General features: G+C 62.6%; 16 protein-coding genes. 2 read left to right on the plus strand and 14 right to left on the minus strand.

Annotation, left to right across the window (positions count from 1 at the left end; all coding sequences use genetic code 11):
* The first annotated feature begins 123 nt into the window (after positions 1-123).
* Positions 124-1,380 carry an Hsp70 family protein gene (locus JQ624_RS26520; protein WP_212421859.1) on the plus strand — a complete coding sequence of 419 codons (1,257 nt, stop codon included), beginning with the start codon at positions 124-126 and terminating at the stop codon, positions 1,378-1,380.
* 12 nt (positions 1,381-1,392) lie between these two features.
* Here the strand turns inward: JQ624_RS26520 and JQ624_RS26525 are convergent, their stop codons facing one another.
* The 14 genes from JQ624_RS26525 to JQ624_RS26590 form a co-directional block, all read right to left on the minus strand.
* Positions 1,393-1,920, minus strand: a complete 528-nt coding sequence (locus JQ624_RS26525) for a carboxymuconolactone decarboxylase family protein (protein ID WP_212421860.1) — start codon at positions 1,918-1,920, stop codon at positions 1,393-1,395.
* 529 nt (positions 1,921-2,449) lie between these two features.
* Positions 2,450-2,809: a Zn-ribbon domain-containing OB-fold protein gene (locus JQ624_RS26530; protein ID WP_212421861.1), complete on the minus strand. Its 360-nt coding sequence runs from the start codon at positions 2,807-2,809 to the stop codon at positions 2,450-2,452.
* A complete protein-coding gene (locus JQ624_RS26535; protein WP_212421862.1) occupies positions 2,806-3,942 on the minus strand; it encodes a thiolase family protein in 1,137 nt (378 codons plus the stop codon). Before JQ624_RS26535 ends, JQ624_RS26530 begins: the two co-directional genes overlap by 4 nt.
* A 13-nt stretch (positions 3,943-3,955) precedes the next feature.
* Positions 3,956-5,122 carry an acyl-CoA dehydrogenase family protein gene (locus tag JQ624_RS26540; RefSeq protein ID WP_212421863.1) on the minus strand — a complete coding sequence of 389 codons (1,167 nt, stop codon included), beginning with the start codon at positions 5,120-5,122 and terminating at the stop codon, positions 3,956-3,958.
* 11 nt (positions 5,123-5,133) lie between these two features.
* Positions 5,134-6,336, minus strand: a complete 1,203-nt coding sequence (locus JQ624_RS26545; protein WP_212421864.1) for a CaiB/BaiF CoA-transferase family protein — start codon at positions 6,334-6,336, stop codon at positions 5,134-5,136.
* Between the two features lie 126 nt (positions 6,337-6,462).
* Positions 6,463-6,663, minus strand: coding sequence for a hypothetical protein (locus JQ624_RS26550; RefSeq protein WP_212421865.1), 201 nt, complete (start codon positions 6,661-6,663; stop codon positions 6,463-6,465).
* 146 nt (positions 6,664-6,809) lie between these two features.
* Positions 6,810-7,979, minus strand: coding sequence for an acetyl-CoA acetyltransferase (locus tag JQ624_RS26555; RefSeq protein WP_212421866.1), 1,170 nt, complete (start codon positions 7,977-7,979; stop codon positions 6,810-6,812).
* 55 nt (positions 7,980-8,034) lie between these two features.
* On the minus strand, positions 8,035-8,685 hold the full coding sequence (eda, locus tag JQ624_RS26560) for a bifunctional 4-hydroxy-2-oxoglutarate aldolase/2-dehydro-3-deoxy-phosphogluconate aldolase (protein WP_212421867.1): 651 nt from the start codon (positions 8,683-8,685) through the stop codon (positions 8,035-8,037).
* On the minus strand, positions 8,682-9,626 hold the full coding sequence (locus JQ624_RS26565) for a sugar kinase (protein WP_212421868.1): 945 nt from the start codon (positions 9,624-9,626) through the stop codon (positions 8,682-8,684). Before JQ624_RS26565 ends, eda begins: the two co-directional genes overlap by 4 nt.
* A gap of 33 nt (positions 9,627-9,659) precedes the next feature.
* On the minus strand, positions 9,660-10,646 hold the full coding sequence (gene denD / locus JQ624_RS26570; protein ID WP_212421869.1) for a D-erythronate dehydrogenase: 987 nt from the start codon (positions 10,644-10,646) through the stop codon (positions 9,660-9,662).
* 108 nt (positions 10,647-10,754) lie between these two features.
* The gene (locus tag JQ624_RS26575) at positions 10,755-11,690 is read right to left on the minus strand and encodes a carbohydrate ABC transporter permease (RefSeq protein WP_212421870.1); all 936 of its coding nucleotides are present in this window, start codon (positions 11,688-11,690) and stop codon (positions 10,755-10,757) included.
* A 78-nt stretch (positions 11,691-11,768) separates the two neighbouring features.
* On the minus strand, positions 11,769-12,728 hold the full coding sequence (locus tag JQ624_RS26580) for a carbohydrate ABC transporter permease (protein WP_212421871.1): 960 nt from the start codon (positions 12,726-12,728) through the stop codon (positions 11,769-11,771).
* A gap of 97 nt (positions 12,729-12,825) precedes the next feature.
* Entirely contained in the window at positions 12,826-14,145 is a 1,320-nt protein-coding gene (locus JQ624_RS26585) for an ABC transporter substrate-binding protein (protein ID WP_212421872.1), read from the minus strand.
* A 36-nt stretch (positions 14,146-14,181) separates the two neighbouring features.
* A complete protein-coding gene (locus JQ624_RS26590) occupies positions 14,182-15,249 on the minus strand; it encodes an ABC transporter ATP-binding protein (protein ID WP_212421873.1) in 1,068 nt (355 codons plus the stop codon).
* 192 nt (positions 15,250-15,441) lie between these two features.
* Between JQ624_RS26590 and JQ624_RS26595 the strand changes: the two genes are divergently transcribed.
* Entirely contained in the window at positions 15,442-16,473 is a 1,032-nt protein-coding gene (locus tag JQ624_RS26595) for a LacI family DNA-binding transcriptional regulator (RefSeq protein ID WP_212421874.1), read from the plus strand.
* Positions 16,474-16,489 lie beyond the last annotated feature (16 nt).

The following is a 16,489-nucleotide window of genomic DNA, read 5'->3' on the forward strand; positions in this document are numbered from 1 at the left end:
CTGTGGATGGGCGCTCACCGGGCAACGCAACAGATATGAAGCACCCGTCGGGATGAAAAGGCGAGATAAAGGTGGATCGATGGCGTTGTTATGTGTAAACGGACGCTCCCTCCCGGAGTGCCCATGTCGATCTGCGGCCTTGATTTCGGAACGTCGAACACGACGCTTGGCACCATCGAGGGCCAGGCGCCGGTTCTGGTGGCGCTGGAGGCGGCCCAGACCACGATTCCCAGCGCAATCTTCTATGAGGTCGACGGTGGTGCTCTGATCGGCCGCAGGGCTGTGGAAGCCTATGTCGAAGGTGCGCCCGGCCGCCTGATGCGGAGCCTCAAGTCGGTGCTTGGAACCTCGCTGATCGACGAAACCACCCGGCTCGGACGCGAACGCGTGAGCTTTCGCGACGTGATCGCCTATTACCTCGGTGCGGTCAAACGCCGCGCGGAACAGACCACCGGCCATGAACTGCGCAATGTTGTCCACGGCCGGCCGGTTCACTTCGTCGACAATGCGCCGGACGCCGATCGCAAGGCGGAGGACATCCTGCTGACAATTGCGCGGGGGATCGGTTTTGACGAGGTCACGTTTCAGTTCGAACCGATCGCCGCGGCCCTGGACTATGAGCGACAGATCACATCGGAGGAAGTGGCACTGATCGCCGATATCGGCGGCGGCACCTCCGACTTCTCGATCGTGCGGCTGGGGCCCGACCGTCACGGCAAGGCCGATCGCGCGGCCGATATTCTCGCCAATGACGGCGTACGCATCGGCGGGACCGATTTCGACCGTCAGCTCAGCCTCGGCGTGGTCATGCCGCTGTTCGGATTCCGCAGCGCCATGAAGCGTCCCGGGCTTGACGTGCCGTCGAGCTACTTCCACGACCTCGCGACCTGGTCGAGCATCAACCGCATGTATGAGCCGCGCGTGATGGCCGATATCCGCCAGGTGCGGCAGGAGGCCAGCGAGCCGGAACTCCTCGACCGGCTGATACGCGTGGTGCACGAACAGCGCGGCCATACGCTGGCGATGGAAGTCGAAGACGCCAAGATCGCCCTGTCCGAGAAGCGTCGGGCGGACATCCCGCTGGAGTGGGTTACCCCCGGTCTTGGCGCTGATATCAGCCGCCCCGATCTGGTCAGCCATACAAAGCAGCTGGCCGATCGCATCGCGGCGCGAATCAACAACTGCCTCGTTCAGGCGGGATTAGCTCCCGGTAACATCGACGCCGTGTTCCTGACCGGTGGCTCGGTGAAACTCGCTCATGTCCATAAGGCGATCACCAAGGCCGTGCCGTCGGCGCGAGTCGTCGAAGGTGACATCTTCGGCGCCGTCGGCAAAGGATTGACACTGGAGGCGCTACGACGATACGGGCCTGCGAGCTGAGAACGCCGCAGTTCAGCCTACGACTTCCGTCACCGGCTGCAGATCGATGGCAAACGTTTCCAGAAACTTGGACGTCATGATGTAGAAGCCGACCGAGAGCTGCAGTTCGACCAATGCAGCCGGCGTCAGTTTCGAGGCAATCGCGTTGAAGGTCGCGTCCGTCGGCTTGTGACGCCTGACGATTTCATCGGTGAAGGCGAGCGCAGCCCGCTGCACTTCGTTGAAGCATGACGCCGCCTCCCAGTTCTCCAGCGCCTCGTTCTGCTCGTCGGTGACGCCAACGTTCTTGCCGATCCGCTTGTGGGCGACGATTTCATAGGGCGCCTCGCACAGGATGCCGGTGCGAGTGATGGCGAGCTCGCGCACGATCGGGTCCAGCTCGCCCTTGTGCCGGATGGCCCCGCCCAGCCGGCAGTATTGTTCAAGGTAGCTCGGCGAATGCGCCATCATCCGGAAGATGTTGGCATTGCGGTTTTTACCCAGCAATTCGCGGGTGCGGTCGTTGTGTTTGGCGGGATCGCTGTATTCGACGCGGGCCATTCATCACCTTGGGGTTTGGGGATTTTCTGATTTGTTGACAGCGGGATCATGCACTGCAGCAGGAGGCTGATCAACCGCCGAAATGCTACCGGCACAGGCTCGGGCCTGCGTCCAAGCCGTTCCGGTCGCGCCAAAAAACTCCCTCTCTCGTGCACAAACCGGCTACGAGCGAGCCAAATTGCCGCCTCATTGCTGGTCGATTCTCAGGACTGTCGATATTCGCTGAGTGGGGACTCAAAGGAGCGAATACTCGTCGCGGGGTGTTCCGAGTAAAACCAAACTGAGTTCATCAGGCCTTCACGGGCAAGGATGACTCATGCCCAAGTCTAGGGAGTTAGGCATGAAGGAAGCCACCAGGAAGGCGGCCTCGGAAGCACTTGCGCAGATGCTGGCGGTAACAGCGATGCTCGTCATCGCCAGCGTTGTGTTCTACTGGCACTGAATGTTGACGCGTCGAAGCAACTCGGATTTTTCACCGTTCCGCGTAATCTGGGTTTGCTTCGCTGCGTGAGCATTTGATGTCCAAAGCTCACTTTATCCTCTCGAAATACGGGACCAGCCTTCCCGCAAACGGCCGATAGCTTGCGATGACCTTGTCACCGATCGCAAGATCGTTGTCGCCGTGGGCCATCATGCGAAACCCCTCGGCCGCATCGACCAGCACGATATTGTAGGGAACATGCGCGCGCGTCTCCGGCGTCGCGGCGCGGCACACCAGCGACGTCGCATAGACCGTCGCTGCCCCGCTGGCGCGCTTCTCCACCGGATCGGGCGCGCCACAGATGGCGCAGAAGCTGCGGTGAAAATACTGCACGTTCCCGCAAGAGCCGCAGGATTGATAGACGATGGCCTCGGCCCCCTTGGTCCAGTCGGCGAGTTTGTCGGTCATCGCACCCGCTCCAGGAACATGCTGACATGCGACGACAATACGCCGCCGTCACCGTGCAGCAGCGCGACCGACGCATCGCGGACTTGGCGAGGGCCGGCGCGCTCCGTCATCTGCAAATGTGTCTCGACCAGATGCGCCATCGCGCCGCCGACGCCGCAATGGCCGTAGCTCAGGAGCCCGCCATGGGTGTTGAGCGGCATGGCGCCGTCGCGGCCGAAATACCCTGCCCGCACCCGCGCGGCCGCCTCGCCGCGCCCGGCAAGGCCGAGGTCTTCCAAGAGCATCGCCAGCGTAATGGTGAAGCTGTCGTAGACGGCGGCGTAACGTACATCCGATATCGCGACGCCGGACGCGGCCTTCGCCTTGGCGATCGCGATCTCGGCGCCGAGTTCGCTCAACGCGGGCGCGGCCGTGACGTGCTGATGGGTATGCGCCTGCGCAGCACCGCGCACGCGAATGCCGGCCGGGCCGGTCGGCTCGCGGCTGACCACGAACGCCGCGCCGCCGTCAGACACCGGGCAGCAATCCAGCAGTTTGAGCGGCATGGCCACCGGCTTTGAGGCCATCACGTCGGCAACCGTAATCGGTTCGTGGAACTGCGCGCCGGGATGGGTCGCGGCGTGAGCGCGCATCAGCACCGCGAATTCGGCGAGGTCCTGCTGGGTCACGCCATATTCGTGCATGTAGCGCGACGCGACGAGGCCGTAATAGGCGGGAATCGTCGGTCCCAGCGTCACCTCGTAATCGGGATGGCCGACCTGCGCCAGCGCCTGGATCGAGGCGTCGCGGCTCTGCCCGGTGAGGCGATTTTCGCCGCCGACCACCAGCACATGTTGTGCGACGCCGGCGTCGACCAGATGATGCGCCAGCATGGTCATGGCGAGACCTGTGGCGCCGCCGACCTGGACGGCGTGTGCATAGGATGGCTGAATGCCGAAATGCTCGGCGAACACGGTCGCCAGCATGATGTGCGGCGACACTGTACTGTAGCCGCAGAGAATGCCGTCGATCTCGGATCGCTTCAGCGCGGCATCGGCAATGGCAAGCTCGGCCGCCTTACTCATGAGATCGAGCGAGGACGATCCTTCATGCTTGCCATAGGACGTCAGCCCGACGCCGGTGATGAAGCTCATGGCCGTTTGTTTCTCAATACGACTTGGGCAGACCGAGCACCTTCTCGGCGATAAAGCTGAGAATGAGCTGCGGGCTGATCGGCGCGATGCGCGGAATCAGGGACTCCCGCAAATACCGCTCGACGTGATACTCCTTGGCGTATCCAAATCCGCCATGTGTCATGACAGCCTGCTCGCAGGCGTGGAAACCGGCTTCGGCTGCGAGATATTTCGCGGCATTGGCGGCCGGGCCGCATGGCATGCCCTGATCGTATTGCCAGCCGGCCGAGAGCACCATCAGCCACGCGGCTTCCAGCTCGATCCAGTTCTTGGCCAGCGGATGCTGGATGCCCTGATTCATGCCGATCGGGCGGTTGAACACGATGCGGTTCTTGGCGTAGGCCGCAGCGCGCGACAGCGCGATCTGGCCGAGACCGACCGCCTCCGCCGCGATCAGGATGCGCTCGGGATTCATCCCGTGCAGGATATATTCGAAGCCGCGGCCTTCCTCGCCCAGGCGGTCCTCGACCGGGATCTCAAAGTTCTCGAAGAACAGTTCGTTGGAATCGACAGGCTTGCGGCCCATCTTTTCGATCTCGTGCACGGTGACGCGCTGCTTGTCGAAGTCCGTGTAGAACAGGCTGAGGCCGTGTGTCGGATTCTTCACTTCCTCCAGCGGCGTGGTGCGCGCCAGCAGCAGGATCTTGTTGGCGACCTGTGCGGTGGAAATCCAGACCTTCTGGCCGTTGACGACGTACTTGTCGCCCTTGCGCACCGCGCGGGTCTTTAGCTGCGTGGTGTTCAGCCCGGTGTTGGGTTCGGTCACCGCAAAACACGACTTATCCCGGCCGTCGATGATCGGCGGCAGCATGCGCGTGCATTGCTCCTTGGTACCGAAAACGACCACGGGATTGAGCCCGAACACATTCATATGTACGGCGGACGCGCCGGACATGCCGGCGCCCGATTCCGCAATCGTCCGCATCATGATTGCGGCGTCGGTGATGCCGAGCCCCGACCCGCCATATTCCTCGGGGATACAGATGCCGAGCCAGCCGGCGTCCGCCAGTGCGCGGTGGAAGTCAGCGGGGTAACCACCCTCCTTGTCTTTCTTGAGCCAATAAGCATCGTCGAAACGCGAACAGATTTTTCCGACCGCGTCGCGGATCGATTCCTGGTTGGCCGACAGCGCAAAATCCATCTATCTCGTCCTTACGTGTTTGACGCGGCCTTGGTGACGCCATCGCGCACCAGCGCCGCAATCTCGTGCGGCGAAAAGCCGGCTTCGCGAAGAATTTCCGCGCTGTGCTCGCTCAGGCGCGGCGCCAGCCGCTTCGTTTCCACCGGCGTTTCCGAAAACCGCGCCGAAGGCCGCATGTTGCGGATGCGGCCCTCGGTCGGATGATCGACGACGGGGAAGAAATCGGTCGCGACGATGTGGGGATCGCCAAGCAGGCTTTCGAGATCATGCATCGGCATGACCGGTACGTCCGCCTTCTCGAGGATAGCAGTCCACTCCGCGGTGGTCTTGGTTTCGAGGATGCGCGCCAGTTCGGCGTAGACCACGTCGATATTGGTGGCGCGGCCGGCGAAGGTCGCGAATTTCGGGTGGACGCGAAGGTCGTCACGGCCGGTGGCATCGAAGAAATTCTGCCACTGCTTGTCGTTGTAGACGATCACGCAGATATAGCCGTCCGAGGTCTTGTACGGCCGCCGGTCCGGCGACAGGTGGCGGGCATAGCCGCCCTTGTCGAGCGGCGGCTCATAGGTGAGACCGCCCATGTGATCGCCCATCACGAAACCGGCCATGGTCTCGAACATCGGGATATCGACGCGCTGGCCGCGGCCGGTACGGTTGCGATCGACCAAGCTGGCGCAGATCGCCCCCACCGCCGTGAGCCCGACGATACGGTCGACCAGCGCATTCGGCACATAGCGCGGCACGCCGTCGGCGGTCTGCGCCATCAGCGCCGGCAACGCCGTCGCGCCCTGGATCAAATCGTCATAGGCGGGCTTTGCCGCATAGGGCCCGTCCTGGCCGAAGCCGAACACGCCGGCATAGATCAGCCGCGGGTTGATTTCCGACACCACGTCATAGCCGAGGTTCAGCCGCGCCATTGCCTGCGGGCGCACATTATAGACCAGCACGTCGGCGGATTTGATCAGCCGCAGCACGGCGTCACGCCCGGCAGGATTCTTCAAATCGAGGCAGATCGAGCGCTTGCTGCGGTTGGTGTTGAGGAACACCGGCCCCATGCCGGGATGGCGGGTCGGCCCGATCTGCCGCGTCACGTCGCCATCGAGCGATTCCACCTTGATGACGTCAGCGCCGTAATCGCCGAGCATCTGGGTGGCATAGGGCCCCATCAGCACGGTCGTCATGTCGATGACCTTAATGCCCGCCAATGGTCCCATGGATCAGCCTGCTCCCCGATATGCGGCCATCCTTAGCCCGCGTTATTCTGGGGACCCTAGTAGCGGCAGGCGCCTGCCAAGATCAAGGCGCGCCCGGGGTATGGGCGTATGCGCGCCCGATAGCCGCTACTTCTTCGACCTTGCGTCGCGTTCCTGGGTCAGCCTTTCCAGTTCCTCGTTCTGCTGGCTGAGCCGGTCGGCGATACGGGCTTCGTTCCGTTCGCCGGAAGCGGCGGCAGCCTGTTCGATCAGCTGCCGGATGTTGTCTTCCAGAATCCTGATCCGATCGTTGAGTTCTGCCAGTGACAACGAACTTTCGTTGCTCATGATGCACGCTCCGGAAGTGGCTGCCGCAGGCAGGCCCGATATGTAGGGTGGGCAAAGGCGAGATTGCGCCGTGCCCACCATCGACAGCGACATCCTTGGTAGTGGGCACGCTGCGCTTTGCCCACCCTACGATAGCACGTTCGCGGCTACTTCGCAGGCTCCAGCACGGAGACATAGTTCGCCACCGCCGCGCCGCCCATGTTGAAGATGCCGGCGAGCCTGGCGTTCTTGAGCTGCATGCCCTCGGGCGCCTGGCCGACGAGCTGCATCGCGCTCATCACGTGCATGGAGACGCCGGTAGCGCCGATCGGGTGGCCCTTGGCCTTCAGGCCGCCGGACGGATTAACCGGCAACTTGCCGTCCTTCTGGGTCCAGCCTTCCTTGATGGCGCGGGCGCCCTGCCCGCGCGGCGTCAGGCCCATTGCTTCATATTCGATCAGTTCGGCGACTGTGAAGCAGTCATGGGTTTCGACAAAGGACAGATCGGAGAGCTGTATGCCGGCCTGCGCCAGCGCGCGCTGCCAAGCCACCGTGCAGCCTTCGAACTGCAGGATGTCGCGCTTGGACATCGGCAGGAAGTCCTGCGCATGCGCGGTGGCGCGGAAGTTCACCGCCTTGCCCATCGTCTTCGCGGTTTCCGAATCCGTCAGCACCAGCGCCGCGGCGCCGTCCGACACCAGCGAACAATCCGTGCGCTTCAGGGGGCCTGCGACGTACGGGTTTTTCTCGCTCTCGGAGCGGCAGAACTCGAAGCCGAAATCCTTGCGCATCTGCGCATAGGGGTTGGCGACGCCGTTCTTGTGGTTCTTGGCCGCGATCATCGCCAGCGCGTCCGACTGGTCGCCATATTTCTGGAAATAGCCCTGCGCGATCTTGCCGAACACGCCGGCAAAGCCGCCGACGGTGTCGCCGTCCTCAGGCAGATAGGACGCCTTCAGGAGGTAACGTCCGATATCGGCCGGGGGCGTCCGCGTCATCTGCTCGACGCCGACCACCAGCACGATCTTCGCATGCCCCGCTTCGATCGCCCGGATGCCCTGATGCACCGCCGCCGAGCCGGTGGCGCAGGCGTTCTCGACGCGCGTGGCCGGCTTGAAGCGCAACTTCGGGTCGGCCTGCAGCACCAGCGAGGCCGTAAAATCCTGCGGCGAGAAACCGGCGTTGAAATGGCCAAGCACGATCTCGTCGACGTCCTCGGCGGAAATGCCGGCGTCGGCCAGTGCATCGGTCGCAACCTTCACCACGAGGCTTTCGACGGTTTCGGCGTCGAACTTGCCGAACGGCGTGTGCGCCCATCCGACGATGCTGGCTGTCATGGTCGTTCTCCCTGTTTCGGTTCTGAAGCCTTTGTAGCCTATCGGGAAAAGGACTTCACGCCGGTTTCAGCGATTTCATCGTCCGCGCGCACATGGCGGTTATGCCGGCCCAGTTGCCGCCCCGGATATCGGCCGCCGGGCACAGCCAGGAACCACCCACCGCCACCACATTCGGCTCCGCCAGCCAGCTCGCCGCATTGGCCTCGCCGACGCCGCCGGTCGGGCATATCAGGATATTCGGAAACGGCCCGGCGAGCGCCCGAAGTGCCTTGATACCGCCGGCCTGCTCGGCGGGAAAGAATTTGACGAGATCGAAGCCGGCCGCCAGCGCCTGCATCAGCTCGGAAGCCGTCGCGATCCCCGGGGCGAACGGCAGGTCGCTTGCGGCGGCGGCCTTCAAAAGCTCCGGCGTCGCGCCGGGGCTGATGCCGAATTTGGCCCCGAGCGCGCGGGCTCGAGCCAGATCGTCGCCGTTCAGAATCGTGCCGATGCCGACAATGGCTTCCGGCACCTCCGCAATCATGGCCTTGGCGGCCTCGACGGCGACCGGCGTTCGCAGCGTAACCTCCAGCACACGGACCCCGCCTGCCACCAGCGCGCGCGCCAGCGGCACCGCATCTTCCGGCCGTTCGATGGTGAGCACGGGGATGACAATGGCGGACTTGAAGATGGCGGCGAGTTGTTCCTGCCTTGTGGCTGCGGTCATGGCGATGCCTTGCGAGAATTGGCGTGGTTCGGGATGAGGCCGGGCGGCATCTCCGCGCGCGGGATGATGGCGCCGGGATGACATACCACAACGCCTGCCAGACGATGCCCGGCACGGGCGGCCTCAATTGGATCCGCGGCCACGAGGCGCGCGGCGAGGTAGGCGGCCGCAAAACTGTCGCCGGCCGCTGTCGTATCGACGACGGGCGCCTCGACCGGCTTCGCCTTGATCGGATAAGGAACGCCTTCCAGGCGCACGATGCTCGCCGGTTCCGAAAGCTTCAACACCACCTCGGTCCCGGGAATTCGCGCCAGCAAGGCTTCGTTGGTTATGCCCGGATAGAGCGGCAGCAAATCCTCCGTGGAAGCCAGCACGATATCGGCTGCGGCAAAGGCGTCCTGAAAAACGGCGCGCGCGACATCGAGATCGGGCCAGCCGCGGGCGCGGAAATTGGTGTCGAAAGCGAAACGTGCCCCCTTTTCACGGGCGCGTTTCAGAGCCGCGAACAGCCGCCCCCTTCCCTCCGCGCCATACAGCGAGAGCGTGATCGCCGAGAGATAGACGACGTCATAGCTGGCCAGCGAATTCAGGATCTCCGGCGTCTGCGGCAAGTCCATCAGGCTGCGCGCGGCGGCGCTGTCGCGCCAGTGAAAGAACCGGCGCTCCCCCTGATCATCGGTCTGGATCATGTAGAGGCCCGGAAGCTTGCCCGGCAGCCGCGCCACCAGCCTGGTCCCAACCCCCTCCGCCGCCCAACCCGCCATCATCTCATCGCTGAGGGGGTCGTCGCCAAGCGCGGTGACATAGTCGGCGCTGACGCCGAGCCGGGCGAGGTAGACGGCGGTGTTGAGCGTGTCGCCGCCATAGCCACGCGAAAACAGGCCCCCGTCAGCCTGCTTCAGCTCGACCATGCATTCGCCGATGCAGGCTACCCTGGTCATGACCGCATCCGCGTGAAGCTACGTGAAGTCACGCTAGGCAGCGAACTTGCCGCCCAGCTCATCCTCGATGTGGATCCGGATGATGTCGTCGAACGTCTTCTCGGCGGTGGTGAAGCCGAGCTTGAGCGCGCGGTCGGTGACGAAGTCGCGCGGCCAGCCAGAGACGATGCCGATGATGGTCGGATCGGGCACCCGCTTGATGCGCGCGGTGACGTTCTTGCCGGCGACGCGATCGAGCGCCGCGATCTGATCGCCGACGGTCACCGACATGCCGGGCATGCTGAGGTTGCGCCGCGGCCCCATCGCGTTGAGGTCCATGGTGCCGGCATGGACCAGAAAGCCCACCGCCGATTTCGGCGAGGCGTGCCAGTGGCGCACGTCCTCGGACACCGGCAGCACCGCCTCCTCGCCCGCCAGCGGCTCGCGGATGATGTTGGAAAAGAAGCCGGAAGCGGCCTTGTTCGGCTTGCCCGGCCGCACGCAGATCGTCGGCAGGCGGATCGAGATGCCGTCGAGCAGGCCCTTGCGGGTGTAGTCATTGATCAGGAGTTCGCAGATCGATTTCTGCGTGCCGTAACTCGTCAACGGCGTATGGAAGAATTCGTCGCCGATCTTTTCCGGGAACGGCGCGCCGAACACCGCGATCGAGGACGTGAATACCAGCCGCGGCTTGTAGCCGCCGCCGGCATGGCGGATGGCGTCGATCAGATATCGCGTGCCGTCGAGATTGATCCGGTAGCCCTTGTCGAACTCGGCTTCGGCCTCGCCGGAGACGATCGCAGCGAGATGGAAGATCACGTCCGGCCGATGGGCGATCAGCGGTACCGCCGCGCCGGGATCGGCAAAATCGGAAGCCACGACGCTTATCGGGATCGAGGCGTTGGCGGGCTTGGTGGGCGCCACCACGTCCTGCAACGTCATGCGGGTGATGTCGTGCTTGCCGAGGCGGCCGTCGCGCAAAAGCCGTTCGGTCAGCTTGCGGCCGACCATGCCGGCGGCGCCGAGAATCAGAATGTGCAAGACCCGTCTCCTTTTTGAACCCTTCTATAGCGTTTTCAAGCGAAGTGGGAATCGGTTCGCGTGAAGAAAACGCGTCAAGAGATAATGTCCGACACGGGCCTCAAGCGCTCACTCTTTCACGGCTCCCGTCATGGCCGACACATAATGCTCGACGAAGAAGGCGTAAAGGATGACCAGCGGCAGCGAGCCCGACAGCGCACCCGCCATCAGCGAGCCCCACCGGTAGACGTCGCCATCGACGAATTCGTTGACGATGGCGACCGGCACCGTCTTGTTCTGCACCGAAGTGAGGAAGGTCAGCGCGTAGATGAATTCGTTCCAGCACAGCGTGAAGCAGAAGATGAACGCCGAGATCAGCCCCGGGATTGCCAGCGGAAGCACGATCTTTGTCAGGATCTGCCAACGGCTGGCGCCGTCGATCAGCGCGCACTCTTCCAGCTCGAACGGGATGGTCTTGAAATAGCCCATCAGCAGCCAGGTGGAGAACGGGATCAATATGGTCGGATAGGTCAGGATCAGCGCGAACGGGGTGTCGAAGAGACCGTACTGAAACACCACGGTGGCGAGCGGAATGAAAAGGATCGACGGCGGGACCAGATAGGACAGAAAGATCAGCCCGCCGACCCACTGCGCGCCGCGATAGCGCAGCCGCACGATGGCGTAGGCCGCCAGCACGCTGGCGATGATCGACAATATGGTCGAGGCAACCGCCACATACATCGTGTTCCACAGCCACAGCGGATAGTAGCTTTCGAACAGCAGCTTGTGGATGTGCTTGAACGTCGGATTCCAGGTCCAGAACGGATTATAGGTATTGAGATCGAGCAACTGCTCGTCCGGTTTGATGGCGGTGAGCGCCATCCAATAGAACGGGAACAGCAGCACGATCACGATGATCGACAGCGGCAGATAGAGCGTGACCAGACGGCGAGGCACCGACTCCAGGTAGCTCATGCCCTCGCTGTGATCGTCCTTCGCCGCAGCCGCGGACGAGCCGGACAGCACGGCTTTGAGATCGATCCGCGAGGTGGGAAGATCAGTCATTGTTCTCTCCCTGCTGCCACTTGCGGCAGCGCGCGCGGGGCTTGCCCGGTTCGCGCAAACAAAACGCAGCGCCGGGGCTCAGTCATTGTTTTCTCCCTGCTGCCACTTGCGGCGCTGCAGACCGAACCAGGAAACCATGATCGCCGCCAGCAGGAACGGAATCATCGCATTCGATATCGCCGCGCCCTCGCCAAGGGTGCCGCCGATGATCGCGCGCTGATAGGACAGCGTCGCCATCAAATGTGTGGCATTGACCGGGCCGCCGCGCGTCATCGCCCAGATCAGCTGGAAGTCGGTGAAGGTGAACAGCACCGAAAACGTCATCACGACAGCGATGATGGGCGTCAGCAGCGGATAGGTGATGAAGCGGAATCGTTGCCAGCTGGTCGCGCCATCGAGCGTCGCGGCTTCGTAAAGCGATGGCGACACCGTCTGCAGGCCCGCCAGCAGCGTGATCGCGACGAAGGGAACACCGCGCCAGATATTGGCGAAGATCACGCAGATCCGCGCCCAGGTAACATCGCCGAGGAAATTGATATTCTCGGTGATCAATCCCATCTGCTTCAGCGACCACGAGATGATCGAGAATTGCGAATCGAAGATCCACCAGAACGCCAGCGCGGATAGCACGGTCGGCACGATGAACGGGATCAGTACCAGTGCGCGCAGCATGGCCTTGAATGGCATGTTCTCGTTCAACAGCAGCGCTAGATAGAGACCGATCGCAAATTTGATGGCGCTCGCGATCGTCGTGTAGAGCAGCGTATTGAACACCGACAACCAGAAAATCGAGTCGTCCCACAACCACTCGTAATTCTCGGTCCCGATGAAATGGCCCGGCCGCCCGATGCGCGCGTCGGTGAACGAAATCCAGACCCCCAAACCCAACGGATAAGCCAGGAACAGGATCAGGAATGCCATCGCCGGAAGCATGAACCAGAAGCCGAGCCAGTTGCGATTAGCCCTGAGCAGATCCCACCTGGTGGCCTCGCGGATCGGCCGCCTGGCGGCCTTGGGTTCGAGTGCGATGTCAACCATTGGCGAAATCCCGAAATGTCATCGGCGGCGCTGCCGCCTCTTCCGTATCTGTTTGGAAGAGGCGGGCCGCAGTCGCCTGCGGCTCGCCCCGTCGTCGTCAGCGATAGATGCGCTTCAACTGCCGCTCGGCAATCGCGATCGCGCCCTTGGCGTCTTCGCGGCCGGTGCAGTAGTTGGCGAACATGTCGACCACCAGGAAGTCGGCGATCGCGGTCGCCGCCTTCTCGCCGGGCGTACCGATGCCGGAAGCAGGCAGCGCCCGCTTGCTGGCCTGGCTGAACACCTGGTTCTTCGGGTCGGCGGTCCAGACCGGCGAGTTATCGTAGGCGTTGAGCGTGTGGGTCAGATAGCCCCGCGCACCCGTCAGCCACTTGTCGTAGTTTTCCTTCTCCAGCATGAAGGCGATAAAGGCTTTCGCCGCGTTCGGGTATTTGGTGAACTTGAACGCCAGGATCGGAACCGTGAGCTGCAGCTCGGTCGGCTTGCCGATCGGACCGACTGGATACAGCGCGTGATAGGTGTCCTCGGTGAGTTCCTTCTTGGTCGGATCGTCCTTGGCCGCGACATAGATCGAAATGCCGTTGGCGGTACAATAGAGTTCACCCGACAGGAATGCCTTGTTGTTGGAGCCGTCGTTCCAGGAAGCGACACCGGGAATGAAGGTGTCGGTAAGCGCCTTGGTGTATTCCAGCGCCTTCAAGGTCTCCGGCGAATTGATGATGACCTTGTCGCTCTTGTCGACCGTGTAGGCGCCGTGGCCCCACAGCATCCAGTGCAGCCAACCGTTGGCGTCGCCCGAGGCGTGACCGAGCGCCATGCCGGCCGGCGTGTTATTCTTCTTGAGCGCCTTGCAGAGTTCGAGGAAGCCCGGGAAGTCCTTCGGGAATTCATTGAAACCGGCTTTTTCGACGGCCGATTTGCGGTAGGTCATGTAGCCGCCGATGGTGGCGACGGGAATGCCGAGCCAGTTGTTGCCCTGCTTGCATGTGATGGCTGCCGCATCGGTCCACCCGCCATACTTCTTGCCGAGGTAATCGGCGACGTCGTTCATCTGCAGCACCTGGGTCGGGAAAAGCTGCGGCAACGTATGCAGACCCCAGACGACATCGAGGCCCGAGCCGGTGTTGGCGGCGACCGAAGCCTTCGGCTGCACGTCCTCGAAGGATTCGCTGAAGACGTTCATCTCGACGCCGGTGGCGGTCTTGAACGCCGCGACCATGGCGTTGAAGGCGTCGTCCTCGGCAGGAACGAAGCGTTTCCAGCGCATCACCGTGAGCTTGGCGCCCTTCTCCGGCTTCCACGGCGCCGCTTGCGCCCAGGCCTTGGCGAAGTCGAGTAGTGCCGGCCCCGTAAGCGCGCCGGCCGCCGCCAGCGCGGTGCCGCCCTGAAGCAGAGTGCGGCGAGTAAAGTCTTGCATAGTCGATCCTCCCTTTGAAATTTGATTATATATTTTTTAGGCGTTTAGTCGTTTCCCCGTCGTCTCGTCGAAAAGATGCACGAGCGTCGGATCCGGCTTCAACCGGATCTTGTCGCCCGGGTTGAATTGATGACGCTCGCGGAACACGGCAACTACCTGTTCACCGCCGAGCTTGGCGAAGACCTGGGTTTCCGATCCGGTCGGCTCGACCACCACGATCTCGGCCTCGGCGCCGTCGTCGGCGATCGTGAAATGTTCGGGCCGCACGCCGTAGACGGCCGGCTGGCCGTCGGAATTGGCGGGCGCCGATGCCAGCGGCAGCTTGACGCCGTTCGGACCTTCGAACCCGGCGCTGCCGTTCGACTTCACCTTGCCCTTGAGGAAATTCATCGCCGGCGAGCCGATGAAGCCCGCGACGAACTGGTTGGCCGGGGTATCGTAGAGTTCGAGCGGGGTGCCCATCTGCTCGACGACGCCGTCATGCATCACCACGATCTTGTCGGCCATGGTCATGGCCTCGATCTGGTCGTGGGTAACGTAGACCGTCGTGGTGCGCAGGCGCTGGTGCAGTTCCTTTATCTCGGTCCGCATCGCAACGCGCAGCTTGGCGTCGAGGTTGGAAAGCGGCTCGTCGAACAAAAACACCTGCGGATCGCGCACGATGGCGCGGCCCATGGCGACACGCTGGCGCTGACCGCCGGACAATTGCCGGGGATAGCGATCGAGCAGCGGCGTCAGCGCCAGGATTTCCGCGGCGCGCTTGACGCCGTTCGAGATTTCATCGGCACGCGCGCCGCGCAGCTTGAGCGAGAAGCCCATATTGTCGGCGACCGTCATGTGCGGATAGAGCGCGTAGTTCTGGAACACCATCGCAATGTCGCGCTCTTTGGGCTGGACATTGTTGACGACGCGATCGCCGATCGAAATGGTGCCTGAGGTGATGTTTTCGAGGCCGGCGAGCATCCGCAACAAGGTCGATTTGCCGCAGCCGGAGGGGCCGACGAGCACGACGAACTCGCCATCCTCGATCGGAATCGACACGCCGTGCAAAACTTCAAAATTGCCGAACGACTTTCGCACGTCGCGAATCTGTACCGACGACATCGAACTCTCTCCCCTCATTTCTGTTTTGTGGCGCCGCGGGTGGACGGCGGCGCCCTGCTGTCTTTTCGACTCTGATGCCGGAAGCCGAATTCAACCGTCATCATCATCCGCAGTTTGGCGGTTTTTAGCAATCCGATGGTAGCGCTGTCAATAATTGTTCAAACGTCTGATCTGTTGTGATATGAGCGCAAGATGGGACGAAAACAGACAAAGTCTGGCAAAATCCGCCTCACCGAGGTCGCCAAGCTTGCTGGCGTCAGCCCGATCACGGCATCGCGCTTCTTCAGGAATCCAGAGGCGCTGTCGTTGAGCAAGCGGGAACGCGTCGATAGCGCCGTGAAGGAACTGGGTTATGTACCCAATCTCGCCGCGCGTGCGCTGGCCTCGCATCGCACCGAAGTCATCGGCGTCGTGATCCCTTCCCTCACCAACAACGTGTTCGCAGATGTATTGCGCGGCGTCTACGATTCTTCCGAAGGCAGCCGCTACAGCATCCAGCTTGCCAACACCCGCTACAGTATATTGCAGGAAGAGAAACTCCTGCGTCTGTTCCGCGCGCAGAAGCCGGCGGGACTGATCGTGACCGGCATCAACCAGACCGCGGAATCGCGCGCGATTCTGGAGTCCATGAATTGCCCGGTCACTCAGATCATGGAGATTGGCGACAGTCCGGTCGACATGATGGTTGGTTTCTCGCACTACGATGCAGGTTTTGCGGCCATCTCTCACATTCTCGAGCAAGGGTGCCGGCGCATCGGATTTCTCGGTGCACGAATGGATCCTCGCGTACAGCGGCGGTTCGAAGGGTATCGTGATGCCATGAAAGCGGCCTCCCTGTTCGATCCGAACCTCGTTGTCACCACCTCCGTACCAACCACCGTCACGCTTGGCGGCACACTGTTCGCCGATCTTCTCGCCCAAGCCCCCGACATCGACGCGGTCTTCTGCGTCAACGATGACCTTGCTCTCGGCGTTCTGTTTGAATGCCAGCGCCGCCAGATATCGGTTCCCGGTGACCTGTCCATTGTCGGCTTCAACGACCTGGAGTTCATGGCTTCCGCCGTCCCCTCGCTCACCAGCGTGCGCACCAATCGCTATGAAATGGGTCGGCACGCCGTCACAATGGTGATCGACGCGATCGAGGGCCGTCGACCGCAAGAGCCGGTTCTCGACCTTGGTTTCCAGTTGATGGTCCGCGAAAGCTCGATGCCGCAATCCGCGTGATGATGGCCATCTCCGG

The organism is Bradyrhizobium sp. AUGA SZCCT0283, assembly GCF_018130385.1.
Lineage (GTDB): Bacteria > Pseudomonadota > Alphaproteobacteria > Rhizobiales > Xanthobacteraceae > Bradyrhizobium.

Excerpts from the sequence above, each read along its gene's own strand:
- JQ624_RS26520 (WP_212421859.1), top strand. The coding sequence starts at position 124 with ATGTCGATCTGCGGCCTTGATTTCGGAACGTCGAACACGACGCTTGGC.
- JQ624_RS26525 (WP_212421860.1), bottom strand. The coding sequence starts at position 1,920 with ATGGCCCGCGTCGAATACAGCGATCCCGCCAAACACAACGACCGCACC.
- JQ624_RS26530 (WP_212421861.1), bottom strand. The coding sequence starts at position 2,809 with ATGACCGACAAACTCGCCGACTGGACCAAGGGGGCCGAGGCCATCGTC.
- JQ624_RS26535 (WP_212421862.1), bottom strand. The coding sequence starts at position 3,942 with ATGAGCTTCATCACCGGCGTCGGGCTGACGTCCTATGGCAAGCATGAA.
- JQ624_RS26540 (WP_212421863.1), bottom strand. The coding sequence starts at position 5,122 with ATGGATTTTGCGCTGTCGGCCAACCAGGAATCGATCCGCGACGCGGTC.
- JQ624_RS26545 (WP_212421864.1), bottom strand. The coding sequence starts at position 6,336 with ATGGGACCATTGGCGGGCATTAAGGTCATCGACATGACGACCGTGCTG.
- JQ624_RS26550 (WP_212421865.1), bottom strand. The coding sequence starts at position 6,663 with ATGAGCAACGAAAGTTCGTTGTCACTGGCAGAACTCAACGATCGGATC.
- JQ624_RS26555 (WP_212421866.1), bottom strand. The coding sequence starts at position 7,979 with ATGACAGCCAGCATCGTCGGATGGGCGCACACGCCGTTCGGCAAGTTC.
- eda (WP_212421867.1), bottom strand. The coding sequence starts at position 8,685 with ATGACCGCAGCCACAAGGCAGGAACAACTCGCCGCCATCTTCAAGTCC.
- JQ624_RS26565 (WP_212421868.1), bottom strand. The coding sequence starts at position 9,626 with ATGACCAGGGTAGCCTGCATCGGCGAATGCATGGTCGAGCTGAAGCAG.
- JQ624_RS26575 (WP_212421870.1), bottom strand. The coding sequence starts at position 11,690 with ATGACTGATCTTCCCACCTCGCGGATCGATCTCAAAGCCGTGCTGTCC.
- JQ624_RS26580 (WP_212421871.1), bottom strand. The coding sequence starts at position 12,728 with ATGGTTGACATCGCACTCGAACCCAAGGCCGCCAGGCGGCCGATCCGC.
- JQ624_RS26585 (WP_212421872.1), bottom strand. The coding sequence starts at position 14,145 with ATGCAAGACTTTACTCGCCGCACTCTGCTTCAGGGCGGCACCGCGCTG.
- JQ624_RS26590 (WP_212421873.1), bottom strand. The coding sequence starts at position 15,249 with ATGTCGTCGGTACAGATTCGCGACGTGCGAAAGTCGTTCGGCAATTTT.
- JQ624_RS26595 (WP_212421874.1), top strand. The coding sequence starts at position 15,442 with ATGGGACGAAAACAGACAAAGTCTGGCAAAATCCGCCTCACCGAGGTC.